The following is a 14454-nucleotide window of genomic DNA, read 5'->3' on the forward strand; positions in this document are numbered from 1 at the left end:
TAACTTATATATGTATACTTCTAGTTGTTATTCTGCTTCAAGAAATGTCCTAAAGTTGTGCACATCATCCACTTAACTATCATAGGTACGAGACGTCCCGTGCAAAGCTATTCGCACATTCCTTACGCTTTTGCTGAACTCTAGTCTGAATGGAAATAAGACCCCATTTGTAGAGGATGATTTGGCCTTTCAATATAGTTTGCTTGGGGAAAGTCGATTTAAATGATTGCATACCTTGCCGTTTGTTAGGTGAGTTGGAGCGAGTGTAAGCAACAAAAAAGGGCGCCCCGAGGGACGCCCTAATTCTCATAGACTTATGAGGGATTGGCTTAGAAGCCCATGCCACCCATGCCGCCCATGCCGCCGTCCATTGGAGGCATTGCTGGGCCAGCGTCTTTCTTAGGAAGTTCAGCAACCATTGCTTCAGTGGTGATCAGCAGGCCGGAAACGGATGCTGCGTCCTGAAGAGCGGTACGAACAACCTTAGTTGGGTCGATGATACCAGCTTCGATCATGTTGACGTATTCTTCAGACTGAGCGTTGAAACCGAAGGTCTCATCAGCAATGTTGTCCTGGATCTTGCCAACAACGATGGAACCTTCAACGCCGGAGTTTTCAGCGATCTGGCGCAGTGGAGCTTCAAGAGCGCGCAGAACGATCTTGATACCAGCTTCAATGTCAACGTTCTCGGAAGATACTTTCTCAACAGCAGCTTTAGCGCGCAGCAGAGCAGTACCACCACCTGGTACGATACCTTCTTCAACAGCAGCGCGGGTCGCGTTCAGAGCGTCGTCGATGCGGTCTTTTTTCTCTTTAACTTCTACTTCGGTTGCACCGCCAACGCGGATAACTGCAACACCACCAGCAAGCTTAGCAAGACGTTCCTGCAGCTTTTCACGGTCGTAGTCGGAAGAGGTTTCTTCGATCTGAGCTTTGATCTGAGCAACGCGTGCTTCGATGTCAGCTTTGTCGCCAGCGCCGTCAACAATGGTGGTGTTCTCTTTGGAGATGTTCACCTTGTCTGCAGTGCCGAGCATGTCGATGGTTACGTTTTCCAGCTTGATGCCCAGATCTTCAGAGATCACGGTACCACCAGTCAGGATAGCGATGTCTTCGAGCATTGCCTTACGACGGTCACCGAAGCCAGGAGCTTTAACTGCAGCGATCTTCAGGCCACCGCGCAGCTTGTTCACTACGAGAGTTGCAAGTGCTTCACCTTCAACGTCTTCTGCAATGATCAGCAGTGGACGGGAAGACTGAACAGCGCTTTCCAGGATTGGAAGCATTGGCTGCAGGTTGGAAAGCTTCTTCTCGTGCAGGAGAATGAGTGGCTTTTCCAGGTCAGCAATCATCTTTTCAGCGTTGGTGACGAAGTATGGAGAAAGGTAACCACGGTCGAACTGCATACCTTCAACAACTTCAAGCTCAGTCTCAAGGGACTTAGCTTCTTCAACGGTGATAACACCTTCGTTGCCAACGCGCTGCATTGCTTCAGCAATGTCTGCACCGATCTGAGTGTCGCCGTTAGCGGAGATGGTGCCAACCTGTGCAACTTCGTCAGAAGAAGAGATGGTCTTGGAACGTGCAGTCAGGTCTGCAACAGCAGCAGCAGTTGCCATGTCAACGCCGCGCTTCAGGTCCATTGGGTTCATGCCAGCAGCAACGAACTTAGCACCTTCTTTAACGATAGCCTGTGCCAGAACAGTAGCAGTGGTTGTACCGTCACCAGCGATGTCGTTGGTTTTGGAAGCAACTTCACGCACCATCTGTGCGCCCATGTTTTCGAACTTATCTTCAAGTTCGATTTCCTTCGCAACAGAAACACCGTCTTTGGTGATGCGTGGTGCGCCGAATGCTTTATCCAGAACAACGTTACGACCTTTAGGGCCGAGGGTAACTTTTACAGCGTTTGCAAGAATGTCGACGCCTTTAAGCATCTTCTCACGAGCGTCAGAACCGAACTTGACTTCTTTTGCAGCCATTTGTTTGTCTCACTTAAATTCTTGTAATTACAGAAGGAACGAGGGTTTGCTCGATGGCTTTAATTAAGCCAGAACGCCCATGATGTCGGATTCCTTCATGATCAGCAGGTCTTCACCGTCGATCTTAACTTCAGTACCGGACCATTTGCCGAACAGAACGCGGTCGCCAGCTTTAAGGTCGATAGCGATCAGCTCACCGTTGTCCTTGCGTGCGCCAGGACCTACTGCAACTACTTCGCCTTCCTGTGGCTTTTCTTTTGCAGTGTCAGGGATGATGATGCCACCAGCAGTCTTTTCTTCAGACTCGATACGGCGAACGACAACACGGTCGTGTAGCGGACGAAACTTCATAATTGGCTCTTCCTCTCATACGCGAGCGTCCCTTTTAGGCAACGCCCGGACGCGAAGGTTAAAAACTTTGAGAGTGGGTGAAACCTTGCGGCCCCACAGTGATTAGCACTCCCAAAGGCAGAGTGCTAACAACCGGGAAATGATGTAGTTTCACGCCTCTGTATAGTCAAGGAGAGAGCAGCAAAAAAATAATCTGAACGGCAAAAAATATAGGAATACTGCGAGAATTTGGGGGTAAGCTGGGTGCAAGTTCAACCCAGATTATACCAATGGACTGTCTATGCTGATCGCATGTAATCAATCGGAATCAGAGCAAAAGAAAAGCCGGCTTTAAGATCAAAGCCAGCTTTTGAATGGTCTGTGTAAGGCTTAAGCCAATCAGTTCTGAAGAGCTGCCTCTGTCATGGAGAACGGAAGCTCAAAGCTGCCGGACTTATCAGAGTTCTCGTCGTTGAACCGAACCTTCAGCACATACTCACCTGTCTGCAAGCCAGTCAGGTTGAAGCTGAGGGAAGTCTGATACTCGCGGATCTGGTTGAAGCTCTCAGAATGCAGGGTGGTGAACCCATCCTGAGAAGCCAGCACCTGACCGGTGGTGTTGCGCAGTTCAAAATCCACGCTCAGATCAATCGCATACTTGCCGCCAGTCTCCTTGTAGGAAAAGCCAACAGGCTCAGCATAAACGGTCAACAGATCTCCGCTCTGGAACTCAGCAGTTTCCAGAGGCGTGTAAGAACCGTAACTCTCGGCTGGCAATGCAATGAATTTGGCTGCGGTAAAAGCGAGTGGCTGCTGCTGCCAGGCAACGGCATATGCATCTTGTGCAGCTTTAAAGTCAGCGCTCAGCGCCGTCGCTTCTTCAGCAGATGCGGTGCTACCCAACAAAGCAACCGCAAAGATGGAACAGGTCGCAGCTTTTGCAGCTGACATCCCTTTCACTGTAAATGGCATTCTTAGCCCCCTAGAGCCAGCAGAACACAAAATCTGCGGCACTCACCTGATTCTTGGCGGTGGTATAACTCTTAAATCTAAGGGAGACAATACTGCCCCAATTCCTGAGGCAGCTTAGATATGCGTCGTGAAGACATTCCTCATGCGATGGTTAAGCAATTACCACGCAAACCATCACGCGTTGGCGCGCTCAGCCCAGGACTGCTTCTTGCGATAAATGGTAGAAGGGCTGATTTCCAGCGCCGCTGCCGCAAGCGCGATATTGCCGTCAAACGTCTCCAGCGTCGTCTCAATAATCTGCTTCTCCTGGAACCAGAGCGGCTCAATGGAGCGCCCCATGCTTGGAGCAGGTTCAGCAGTGCCAAAGGCGATCTCAGAGAGCACCGGCACAGTCTGCTCACGCAGCAACGGAGAAAGCATGAGCTCGGTGACCTCATCACCGTCATTCATCACCACAAGCTGGCGAATGACATTCTCCAGTTCGCGCACGTTACCCGGCCAGTTATGTTGGAGCAGAAGCGTTTCCGCATAAGTTGAAAAGCGCTGAAACCTGCGGTTTTCTTCTTCTGCGTACTTCTTCAGGAAGGTGAGGGCGAGGGACGGAATATCCTCCCGGCGCTCACGAAGAGCTGGCAAACGGATCGGCAATACATGAAGGCGATAAAACAGATCTTCACGGAAGCGACCAGCTGCAATTTCAGTCTTTGGATCTCTGTTCGTCGCACAGATCACACGCAAGTCCAGCGAACGGATCTTGTGCTCGCCAACGCGCTGAATAGAGCCGGTTTGCAGGAAGCGCAGCAGCTTGCTCTGCAGGCAAAGTTCCATCTCACCGATCTCATCCAGGAACAGTGTTCCACCGTCGGCAAGCTCAGCTGCACCGGCTCTGGCTTCGTCCGCTCCGGTAAAGGCACCACGTGCGTGGCCGAAGATTTCAGACTCCATCAGATTGGCTGGAATCGCTCCACAGTTGATTGCGACAAAAGGCCCAGCTTTCCGCGCAGATCTGGCGTGAAGCGCCTGTGCACACAGTTCCTTGCCTGTACCTGATTCCCCAGTAATGAACGCAGGTGCGCTGGATGTCGCCATCCGTTTGATCTGCGCATAAACGCTCTGCATACGGTTGGAAGAGCCAACAAACCCTTCAAACTGAGAGGAGGTGCCCGATACTTCACCAGAGACGATCGCGTCGGAACCAGTAGATGCTGTCACGGACGGCGATGGTGCTGCGGATTTGAAGACACCGAGGTGCGCCTCAAGCTTCTCCAGAAGCATTTCGCTGGTGTAAGGCTTGGTCAAAAAGTCGTGCGCACCGTTGCGCATAGCATTCATGGCACGGCTCACAGAACCTTTGGCGCTCACAGCGATCAAAACTGCGCGTGGAGCAGCTGCAACGATCTCTGAAAGTTCAGCTTCTCCGCCAATGCATTCAAGGTCGACAATGACGATATTGATTGGGGTATGCCGCAGAAAAGCAACCGCATGCTCTTTGCTGGAAAGAATATGCGCAGGTTGTCCGCTGGTCACGTACTTCGACAAAGCGCTGCTGGTTTTGCGAGCCTCTGTGCGATTGGTGTCCACGACACAGGCGTTCAAAAACCTATTGTTAGCTTTGGGGGATCCCATTGGCAGGCAACCTCAAAAATCAATACATCAGGTCGAAAATCATTCGACACCCTGAGTTTGTGCAAACAGGGTAAACAAACCCTTTTCGTTTTTGAGGTTGGTTGCATTATGCAGTTAATTTCTACTGCCCAGAACGCTTCAGGCAACTTTCTCGCCTGATAAAATTCACCATGAGGCGGAATCACACACCCAAGTTCAGCTCGTGATTATGACGAAAATCGTATGCATTGATGATATATGTAGCTTGATTGTCATTCTTGCGGGGACAACACGGGTTTTCCCTAGAAATATGATGGGTATAGGGTTCGAAGGGCCTCGGTAAATGCGGCAAAATTCAGGTATGTATTCTCTGATTCGGACCAACAGGTACTCTTGAGGTTATGACGCGCTTGGCGAACATTTCCATTTTGTTTTCTATTTCGGCCATTGCAGCCTCTTGCGGCACAGTGATGGTCTATCTTTTTGCGCGTCCCGTTGGCGAAGCCATCACCGTTTCTTTCACGGCGATGTGCACCATGATCTTCATCCATTTCATGCTGACCCGCTCTCAGGAAAAATCCGCTGTATCTGAAGCCGTTAATCGCTTGGAAGAGCGTATCGCGGTCATCGATGATGATGTTGGAAATCTCGAAGGCCGTCTCACCGGTGTCGAACACAACATCCCGCGCCGTACCCGTGAAGAGATTGATCCGCTGTTCGCAGAGGTCGAAGTCATTGGCTCCCTCGTAAAGCAGATGGCGGAAGCCATGGCGGATATGGAAACCCGCATCGAGGATCAGGGCATTGCAATTGAGGACCAGCGCACCAAACAGGCCATGCTGCAGCCTCAACCAGCACAGCGTCTGGCATCTCCTCAAGCGACTGTAGCCAAGGAACCATCTGTCGATCTGGCAAGTCAGGCAGCTGCTGCCTTTGCGAGTGCTGCAAGCAAGCCTGTGGCCTCACCGCAGGAAACATTTGCTGAAACCCGCGCGCGAGAGATGAAGCGTCCAGCCGCACCGCGTATGCATCATCCAAATGCAGCGCTGGCTGAGGAAATCCGCGCCAGTATCGAAGCGGGCAGGGTAGATCTGTACCTCCAGCCAATCGTGACTTTGCCGCAGCGCCGCGTCCGCTACTACGAAGCGTTGACCCGTCTGCGCAAAGCCAATGGGGACACGCTGGAACCAATCGAGTTTCTGCAGGAAGCTGATCGCACCGGCCAGATGCCAGCGATCGATAACATCCTGCTGTTCCGTTCTCTCCAGATCCTCAAGCGCTTGGCAACACGCAACAGAGAAGCAGGCCTGTTCTGCAATCTGTCACCAAGCACGCTCATGGATGAAAACTTCTTCCCGGGCTTCCTTGAGTTTGTGCGTGCCAACGACACGTACTCTGACCTGTTGATCTTCGAATTCTCGCAGGCCGATGTCGCTGTCATGAGCGCGATTGAATACGAAAGCCTAGCAGCACTCGCTGAACTGGGCTTCCGGTTCTCCGTAGACCGCATTACTGATCTGCGCATGGACTTCCGTGCGCTGGCAGATCGCGGCTTCCGCTTTGCTAAGCTGCACGCATCCCGCTTGCTGTTGCATGAAGATGATCTGGCCAAGAGCAACATCCACCCGGCAGACTTTGGCAGCCTGTTGCAGCGCTATGGCATTGAGCTGATCGTTGATCATGTGGAAAGCGAAAGCGCTGTGCTGGAACTTCTGGAAATGGACGTACGCTGCGCGCAGGGCTTCCTGTTTTCGCCGCCACGTCCGGTTCGTGCGGATGTTCTGCAGGGGGCTCCAAACCCACGCCCGTTAAAAAGAGAGGCGAGCTGATTTTCATCAACTCGCCTGCTGCAATTTCTTGATTTCTCTCAGGATCAGTTTAGCGGCTTGCCAACTGTAACGAAGGTTGGCTCGATACCATCAAACATGTCCCGCGCAACTTCGCGAACACCTTCCAGCGTGACTGCCTCAACCATCTCATTGCGCTTGTCGATGTAATCGATACCAAGCCCTTGAGTTTGAATGCCTGTCAGCTGACGAGCAATGCTGCTGGAGCTGTCGAAGTTAAGCGCATAAGAGCCGGTCAGGTAAGACTTGGCTTCCTCAAGCTCAGCAGGAGTAGGGCCAGTCTGCGCCATGCGTTCCATTTGCGCTTTGATGATATCAATCGCTTCACCAGCTTTATCCGCACGTGTACCCGTGGAACCCATCAGCAGAGCAGCGTGCTGGTAAGGAACCAGATAGGAACCGACAGAATAAGCAAGGCCACGCTGCTCACGGATCTCGTTGTAAAGCCATGAGGAGAACGTGCCGCCGCCCAGAATGTGGTTCATCACAAACGCAGACATGAACTTAGGGTCATGACGCTTGTAACCCGGCAGAGCGAACTGAATGGAGGTCTGCGGGCTTTCAAAGTCCACATGCACATTCTTGTCCGTTACAGGTTCCACATTTGGAATCTCAACCAGATCACCGCTTTCAGGCAGGTCTGCAAAGACCTTGTCTAGAACCTCGGCTAGTTCATCTGCGCTGATTGCACCAACAACACCGATCTTCAAAGAGTCCTTTGCAAAGATCTTCGCACGCTGTGCCTTCAGATCATCAGAAGTCAGCTTGGAAACGGTGTTCTCAGTGCCACGGCTAGGGCGGCCATAAGGATGATCCGGGAAGATGGTCTTGGACAAGGTCAGTCCCGCCAGCGCATCAGGACGTTTCAGGCTGCGACGAATACCAGAGATGGTCTGTGCTTTCATGCGCTCCAGCGGAACAGCATCAAAGCGAGGCTCATTGACCGCCAGACGCAGCATCTCAAAGGTATGGTCTTTGTTCGCCTGCAGGCTCTGGAAGGAGCCATAGAAGAAGTCACGACCTGTGCTGAAGGAAAGGCTCATGGTCAGGTCTTCAAGGCGACCCTGAAAAGCCTGTGAATCCAGATCACCAGCGCCTTCATCAAGCATTGTGCTCAGCAGATTGGTCACGCCAAGTTTGGCATCTGTGTCCTGAGAGCTACCACCCGCAAACGCAAAGTTCAGCGCAATGATTGGCACAGTGTAATCTTCCACCAACCACGCTGTGATGCCGCTGGGGCTCTTGACCTCTTTGATCTCGATCGCCTGACTGCTTTGCGCAAAGCTGGCAACGATAAGGAATGACAGAGCCATCAGAGCAAACAGGCTTGCTGTCAGTCGGGAAGCGGAGGCAGAAGCTGCCATAAGAACTTTAGCTTTCATGGAGCGTCCCCTCTCACTCTACGTTTTCTGCTTGTGCAGCTGGCATCAGATAGCTCGCCACGCTGGTTTCAGTAAGGTACTTCTGTGCAACGGCCTGAACCTGTTCAGGTGTCACCTTCGCAACCCGTGCAGGCCATGTCTGTACTTTGTCGACAGAACCACCTGTTGTCAGTGCGGTGCCAAAAATACGAGCCAGAACATCCTGCTTGTCTTGGGCATAGATTGCAGAGGCCAGCATGGAGCGCTTGGAACGTTCCACTTCCTCAGCAGTGACACCGTTTTCCAGAAGGTCATTCACAATGGAAAGCGCCTTCTTCTCTAGCTCCTCCAGAGAAACGCCATCCTTCGGTGAGGAATAAAGAATGAGACGGGTGTCATCCAAAGCGGTAGATTGATACCAGGCGCCTGCACTGGTCGCCATTTCGCCCTCAATCACCAGCTCTTGGTACAGGCGGCTGTTAACGCCACCCCCCAGAATGTCTGAGAGAACTTCCAGAGCTTCAGATTCAGTTGGCGCTGCGGTGGTAGAGCTTGGAACAATCCAGCCATGCTGCAGGCTTGGCTGGGCAACCTGATCGCTCCGCAGGCTCACTTCACGGTTGCCCGGAACGATTTGGACATGCGGACGGTCACGAGGACCCGGCTCTGCGCGTTGCTCCACCTTGCCGTAAGTCTTCTTGGCAAGTTCCAGAACGTCTTCGGAGGTCACATCACCCGCCACAATCAGGATGGCGTTGTTCGGGGTGTAGTACTTATCGTAAAACGCGATTGCATCATCTTTGTTCAGGCTTTGGATTTCATCCTTCCACCCGATAACCGGAATACCATAGGGGCTGTTTGGAAACAGGACCTGATCAAAGGTCTCTGAAAGGCGAGCTGCCGGGCTGCGATCCACGCGCTGAGAGCGCTCTTCCAGCACCACGTCGCGTTCCGGGTTAACCTGCTTCTCGGTCAGGATCAGATTGGACATGCGATCGGCTTCATAGCCCATCACCATCTCCAGATGCTCTTTGGCAACCTGCTGGTAGTAAGCGGTGTAATCCTGAGAGGTAAAAGCGTTTTCCTGACCACCTACCTGGGCAACCATCTTGGAGAACTCACCTTCCGGTGTATTCTTGGTTCCCTTAAACATGAGATGTTCTAGAAAATGCGCGAGGCCCGATTTACCGGGTTCTTCATCAGCAGCACCAACGCGGTACCACACCATATGCGTTACGATAGGTGCACGGCGGTCTGGGATAACAACCACCTGAAGGCCGTTGTCGAGCGTGCTTTGAGAGACATCGGTTCCACCGATGCGAATTTTGGAGAAGTCTTCGATTGAAGCTTTCCCTGTTGTATCCGCAGCCACGGGCAATACTGGGCTTGCGAAAACAACGAGACTTAAAGCGAGGGCTTTAAGCGTGAGAGATCGACCAGTCACGTAGGGGGCTCCCTTTAAAATGAGCAGGACACAGCTGCCCTACCTATAGCGTGATTGTGGTTAATCTCCTCGTGAATTATTCGTAATCTATTGCAGCTATAATGAAAAAAGCGCGAACATCGTCGCGCTTGCTTCATAATTTACTAAGGCTTTCAGCGGGCTTTTAGCGCCCTGAGAGAGATCTCTCTTACTGCTTGCTCATGTCGATGCGAGCACCGTCTTCAATCGCAGCCGCTTCACGCTTCTGGCGTACAAGCTCGCTCTCATCCACTTCCGGCGTTGCAAAGGCTACGCCTGCAACAGGAGTGGAGTATGCGACTGGAGGCTCAGTCAGATATTTGCGGGTAGGCTTACAGGTAGGATCTTCAGGGGAGCAAATTGGAGCTTCCACATCCTTACCGCCAAGCTGCTTTTTCGCTTCCTGATACTGTTTGCCAAGGGCAGCCAGTTCTGCAGGGCTCAGCTTGTCACCGTCAAGAAGCTGCTGTTGGCGCTTCTCTGCAGCAAAGTCACGAGGACGGGCAGCAGCTTTTTTCAAAGCAGGGTGGCCGCGCATCTGCTCAATGCTCAAAGGCTCGCCTGGTTCAACCTTGTAGAACGCGCGGATCTCTTCAAGCTCTTCCTTGGAGCGGTCAACTGGCCAGTTGCTTGCTACTTCAGAAAGCTTACGACCGTCTGGCTGAGGCAGGTTGCCTGCCTGTGTTGGCATAACAAGCGGCGCACGCTCTTTGTACTCGATATCCGAATTGCGCTGGGATTCCAGACCAACTGCACTCAATACACCGGTCATCAAGCTGGTTTCGGTGGTTTCGGTGCCATCGCTGAAGTCACCATTTCCTGTCATACAGGCAGATAGTGCGAGAGAGAGCCCGCAAACAAAAGAGGCGCGAACGACGAATTTTTTGCTACGGCTTTGCAATTTCATTACCCTTGTTTCCCGATCACCATCAAAGCGGCGTTTGACAGGCTTCACGGGTCATATGACAGCCTGCGAAATCTGTAGTCCTCATAATCCAGTGATGCCACCTTAAAACAGGAATCACGAAACCATGAAGGCCCTAAGTGTGTAGTTATGCCCAGAAGCACCCGATCTTCCCCACATATAATTGGGAATTAGGCAGTTTTAGGGCCGGCTATCCTTATTTTTGCCAATAAATAAGGTGTCGAGCAGCAACCCGGCAGCGCCAATAACAATCCATGCATCAGCAAGATTGAAGACGTACCAAGAAAATTCCCCAACGTGGAAATAGAGGTAATCGACGACTTGGCCATAATAGAGGCGGTCAAAGCCATTGCTCAGCGCGCCGGATAAAACCAGACCGAGGCAGATGGCTTCCAGTCGGTTGATCGCCCGCGCACTCCAGAACCAGATGAAAACAGAAGCGGCAACTGTAAAGGCAGCTAGCCCCCAGCGACCAATCTCGGTCGTCTGCTGGAAGAGGCCATAAGAAACGCCTTTGTTCCAGACTAGAACCAAATCAAGAAACGGGCCAACGGAAATCGGAGGAATGCCTCCAACTGAAAAGTGGCCGACAGCCCAGAATTTTGCGATCTGATCAACGACCAGACCGACAATGGCAAGAAGCAGGACGAGGGAACTGTGATGTCCCCAAACTTTTAGTTTCTTCAAAGCAATTCCCTCGTCACTTTGTTTGCTTAAACAGCAGCGCTATCCAGCTCGCGCATTGCGTCCGCATCGCGCAGAGTCAGCTCTGGATACTCAGCATCTGTTCCAACTTCTGGCAGGATCTTCCAGGAACGGGCACACTTGTTACCCTCTGCAAGGCCCGGCACCACGCCAACACCAGCAACATCTTCCAGAACGAACGCACCTTCAGGAGCGCCGTCTGCAGAAAGGTTCAGCTGGGAAGTGATGGCAATTTCAGCCATATCAAGACCATTCAGTGCGCCCATCAGGTCTGCGTCAGAAACGAAGACGGTTGGGTGGGCTTCCAGAGAAGAACCGATCCGTTTTTCACGGCGTTCGATCTCAAGAGCACCGGTGATCACACGGCGAACCGCACGAACCTTCTCCCACTTCGCTGCCAGCTCATCGTTTCTCCATGCAGAAGAAACAGCAGGGAACTGCTGCAGGTGAACGGACGTGGTGGCTTCACCGTAACGATAGCCCCAGCTCTCTTCCATGGTGAACGGCAGGATTGGTGCCAGCCACATGGTCAGATGACGGAACAGCTGCTCGATCACGTACAGAGAGGCCTTACGCTTCTTGGAAGACGGTGCATTGCAGTACAGCGCATCCTTGCGGATGTCGAAGTAGAACGCAGACAGTTCAACAGTCATGAAGTTGAACAGAGTAGAGAACACGCGCTTGCTGTCGAAGGCCATGTAAGCATCGCGAATCAGCACATCCAGCTCAGCCAGACGATGCAGCATCAGCAGTTCCAGCTCTTCCATGTCAGCAAGAGCAACCTCTTCACCTTCATAGTGACCGAGGGAACCGAGCATGAAGCGCAGGGTGTTACGCAGCTTGCGGTAAGCATCAACGTTGGTCTTGATGATCTCAGGGCCGATACGCTGATCTTCTGCATAGTCGACAGAACCAACCCACAGACGCAGGATGTCAGCACCGTACTGCTTGATCACGTCCTGAGGTGCGATGGTGTTGCCCAAAGACTTGGACATCTTGCGACCGTCTTCAGCCATGGTGAAGCCGTGGGTAAGAACAGCGTCATATGGCGCATGACCACGGGTGCCACAGCTTTCCAGCAGGGAAGAGTGGAACCAACCGCGGTGCTGGTCAGTACCTTCCAGATAAAGAACGTAGTCGTCACCGCCCAGACCCTTACGCTTCGGGCTCAGGTCTTCACGGCGCTCCATGCAGAACGCGTGAGTGGAACCGGAGTCGAACCATACGTCGAGGATGTCATCGACCTTCTCGAAGTCGTCAGCCTTGTAGCCTTCACCAAGGAAGCGCTGCGTTGCGCCTTCCTCAAACCACGCATCCGCGCCTTCATTCTGGAAAGCTTCGAAGATACGCGCGTTGACCGCATCGTCCTTCAGAACTTCACCGGTCTCCTTGTTCACGAACACAGTAATCGGCACACCCCATGCACGCTGACGGGAAAGAACCCAGTCAGGGCGAGCTTCGATCATCGCATTCAGACGGTTCTGGCCGGTTGCAGGCACGAAACGTGTCTCGGAGATCGCTTTAAGAGCGCGGGAACGCAGAGTGTCCCCCTTCGCTTCTTCAGCGAGCTCTTTGTCCATATAAACAAACCACTGAGGCGTGTTACGGAAGATCAAAGGAGCTTTAGAGCGCCAGGAGTGCGGGTAGGAGTGCTTAACACGGCCACGAGCCATCAGGCCGCCAACTTCAACAAGCTTCTCAATAACGGCTTTGTTGGTGGAGCCTTCCTTGCCTTTACGGTCAAGGATGTACTTGCCTTCAAACAGGGGCACATGCGGGTAGTAAGAGCCGTCTGGCTGAACGGTCATTGGAACCTGCTCAGTACCAGCCTTCGCAAAGGCTTCCCGGTTATCCAGGAACATCTGGAAGTCTTCCTGACCATGACCCGGTGCGGTGTGTACGAAGCCAGTACCAGCATCGTCAGTCACGTGATCACCAGCCAGCATCGGCACGTTGAAATCGAAGTAGTCGCCAGCACCTTCAGCACCGCGCAGCGGGTGCGCACAGTATTCGATGGTGCTCACATCAACGTCAGACACACGCTCATAGGCATCAACGCGGGACGCTTCGAAAACAGACTCAGCAAGCTTGTCAGCAATGATGAACTCTTCGCCAACCTTCGCCCAGTTGTCTTCAGCAGCTTCAGTCACCTTGAAGATGCCATAGCTGATATCTTTGGAGAAGGAGATCGCGCGGTTTGCAGGGATGGTCCATGGAGTGGTTGTCCAGATCACCACCTTCTTGCCGATCAGCGCTTCATTGCCGGAAACAACCGGGAAGGTCACCCAGATGGTGTGGGAAGTATGGTCCTCATACTCCACTTCCGCTTCAGCAAGAGCAGTCTTCTCAACGATGGACCACATGACAGGCTTGGAACCGCGGTACAGCTGGCCGCTTGTCGCAAACTTCATCAGTTCGTTCGCGATCACAGCTTCACTGTCGTAGCGCATGGTCAGGTATGGGTTGTCCCAGTCACCTTCAATGCCAAGACGCTTGAATTCTTCGCGCTGAACGTCGATCCACTTGTCCGCGAAGTCGCGGCATTCCTTACGGAATTCGTTGATCGGCACAGCGTCTTTGTTTTTGCCCTTTTTGCGATACTGCTCTTCGATCTTCCATTCGATCGGCAGACCATGACAATCCCAGCCAGGAACATAGTTGGCATCAAAGCCCTGCATCTGCATGGAGCGGTTGATGATGTCCTTGAGGGTCTTGTTCAGCGCATGGCCGATATGGATGTTACCGTTTGCATATGGAGGGCCATCATGCAGGATGAACTTTGGGCGACCAGCGGATTGATCACGCATCACCTTGTAAAGATCCTTGTCTTTCCATTTATCAAGGATCTTAGGTTCATTCTTTGGAAGGCCTGCCCGCATTGGGAAATCAGTTTTAGGCAGGTTGAGCGTTTCCGAATAATCGCGGCTCGTAGTATCGGTCATTTGGCAGTCCGCTTATGTGGGCATCTGTTTGCCCATAGGCATTTGGTAAAGCGCAGGGATTTGCGCAAGCTTGAAAGTCCCGCCACCACGGTGACGGTTGGAGGTCTCCCGGTACTTCAGGGCGCCAGCGGGCGTCTCAGCTGAAGGCCGGGCCAATAATTCGAAATTGGCACACCTTGAAAGAGGTCAAAGGAGCAGTCCTGTTATCTTCAAACTTGGCTAACATAATGAGTGCTTTTAGCAGCGCTTATGTAAGGAATAAAGAGCCTCTAACAACAAAGCTCAATATTCTCAAGACCAAGAGTAATTTTCCTGAAGGCCGA

At 52.4% G+C, this 14454-nt stretch carries 10 protein-coding genes; 1 reads left to right on the forward strand and 9 read right to left on the reverse strand.

Features of this window, described 5'->3' with window-relative positions:
• Positions 1-329 precede the first annotated feature (329 nt).
• The 4 genes from groL to PSE_RS07245 all read right to left on the reverse strand — a co-directional run bounded on the left by groL (position 330) and on the right by PSE_RS07245 (position 4865).
• On the reverse strand, positions 330-1982 hold the full coding sequence (groL, locus tag PSE_RS07230) for a chaperonin GroEL (protein ID WP_008552213.1): 1653 nt from the start codon (positions 1980-1982) through the stop codon (positions 330-332).
• 63 nt (positions 1983-2045) lie between these two features.
• Positions 2046-2333, reverse strand: coding sequence for a co-chaperone GroES (groES, locus tag PSE_RS07235; RefSeq protein ID WP_008552275.1), 288 nt, complete (start codon positions 2331-2333; stop codon positions 2046-2048).
• Positions 2334-2711: 378 nt separating this feature from the next.
• On the reverse strand, positions 2712-3284 hold the full coding sequence (locus PSE_RS07240) for a hypothetical protein (RefSeq protein ID WP_041768097.1): 573 nt from the start codon (positions 3282-3284) through the stop codon (positions 2712-2714).
• Between the two features lie 174 nt (positions 3285-3458).
• Complete coding sequence (locus PSE_RS07245; protein ID WP_014284258.1) at positions 3459-4865, reverse strand: sigma-54 dependent transcriptional regulator; 1407 nt, start codon at positions 4863-4865, stop codon at positions 3459-3461.
• Positions 4866-5290: 425 nt separating this feature from the next.
• Here PSE_RS07245 and PSE_RS07250 point away from each other — a divergent pair, with 425 nt between their 5' ends.
• Complete coding sequence (locus PSE_RS07250) at positions 5291-6718, forward strand: EAL domain-containing protein (protein ID WP_014284259.1); 1428 nt, start codon at positions 5291-5293, stop codon at positions 6716-6718.
• A gap of 44 nt (positions 6719-6762) precedes the next feature.
• Here PSE_RS07250 and PSE_RS07255 read toward each other — a convergent pair whose 3' ends face one another.
• The 5 genes from PSE_RS07255 to ileS form a co-directional block, all read right to left on the reverse strand.
• Positions 6763-8118: a pitrilysin family protein gene (locus PSE_RS07255; RefSeq protein ID WP_014284260.1), complete on the reverse strand. Its 1356-nt coding sequence runs from the start codon at positions 8116-8118 to the stop codon at positions 6763-6765.
• A 13-nt stretch (positions 8119-8131) separates the two neighbouring features.
• On the reverse strand, positions 8132-9541 hold the full coding sequence (locus tag PSE_RS07260; protein ID WP_041768099.1) for a pitrilysin family protein: 1410 nt from the start codon (positions 9539-9541) through the stop codon (positions 8132-8134).
• Between the two features lie 187 nt (positions 9542-9728).
• Complete coding sequence (locus tag PSE_RS07265; protein WP_148266103.1) at positions 9729-10466, reverse strand: hypothetical protein; 738 nt, start codon at positions 10464-10466, stop codon at positions 9729-9731.
• A 198-nt stretch (positions 10467-10664) separates the two neighbouring features.
• Positions 10665-11171, reverse strand: a complete 507-nt coding sequence (gene lspA, locus PSE_RS07270) for a signal peptidase II (RefSeq protein ID WP_008552123.1) — start codon at positions 11169-11171, stop codon at positions 10665-10667.
• Between the two features lie 26 nt (positions 11172-11197).
• On the reverse strand, positions 11198-14131 hold the full coding sequence (gene ileS / locus PSE_RS07275) for an isoleucine--tRNA ligase (RefSeq protein WP_014284263.1): 2934 nt from the start codon (positions 14129-14131) through the stop codon (positions 11198-11200).
• Between the last annotated feature and the right edge of the window lie 323 nt (positions 14132-14454).

It is taken from the genome of Pseudovibrio sp. FO-BEG1 (assembly GCF_000236645.1).
Taxonomy (GTDB): Bacteria; Pseudomonadota; Alphaproteobacteria; order Rhizobiales; family Stappiaceae; genus Pseudovibrio.

Coding starts and splice junctions, on each gene's coding strand:
- groES (WP_008552275.1), bottom strand. CDS start 2,333: ATGAAGTTTCGTCCGCTACACGACCGTGTTGTCGTTCGCCGTATCGAG.
- PSE_RS07265 (WP_148266103.1), bottom strand. CDS start 10,466: ATGAAATTGCAAAGCCGTAGCAAAAAATTCGTCGTTCGCGCCTCTTTT.
- PSE_RS07240 (WP_041768097.1), bottom strand. CDS start 3,284: ATGCCATTTACAGTGAAAGGGATGTCAGCTGCAAAAGCTGCGACCTGT.
- PSE_RS07250 (WP_014284259.1), top strand. CDS start 5,291: ATGACGCGCTTGGCGAACATTTCCATTTTGTTTTCTATTTCGGCCATT.
- PSE_RS07255 (WP_014284260.1), bottom strand. CDS start 8,118: ATGAAAGCTAAAGTTCTTATGGCAGCTTCTGCCTCCGCTTCCCGACTG.
- ileS (WP_014284263.1), bottom strand. CDS start 14,131: ATGACCGATACTACGAGCCGCGATTATTCGGAAACGCTCAACCTGCCT.
- groL (WP_008552213.1), bottom strand. CDS start 1,982: ATGGCTGCAAAAGAAGTCAAGTTCGGTTCTGACGCTCGTGAGAAGATG.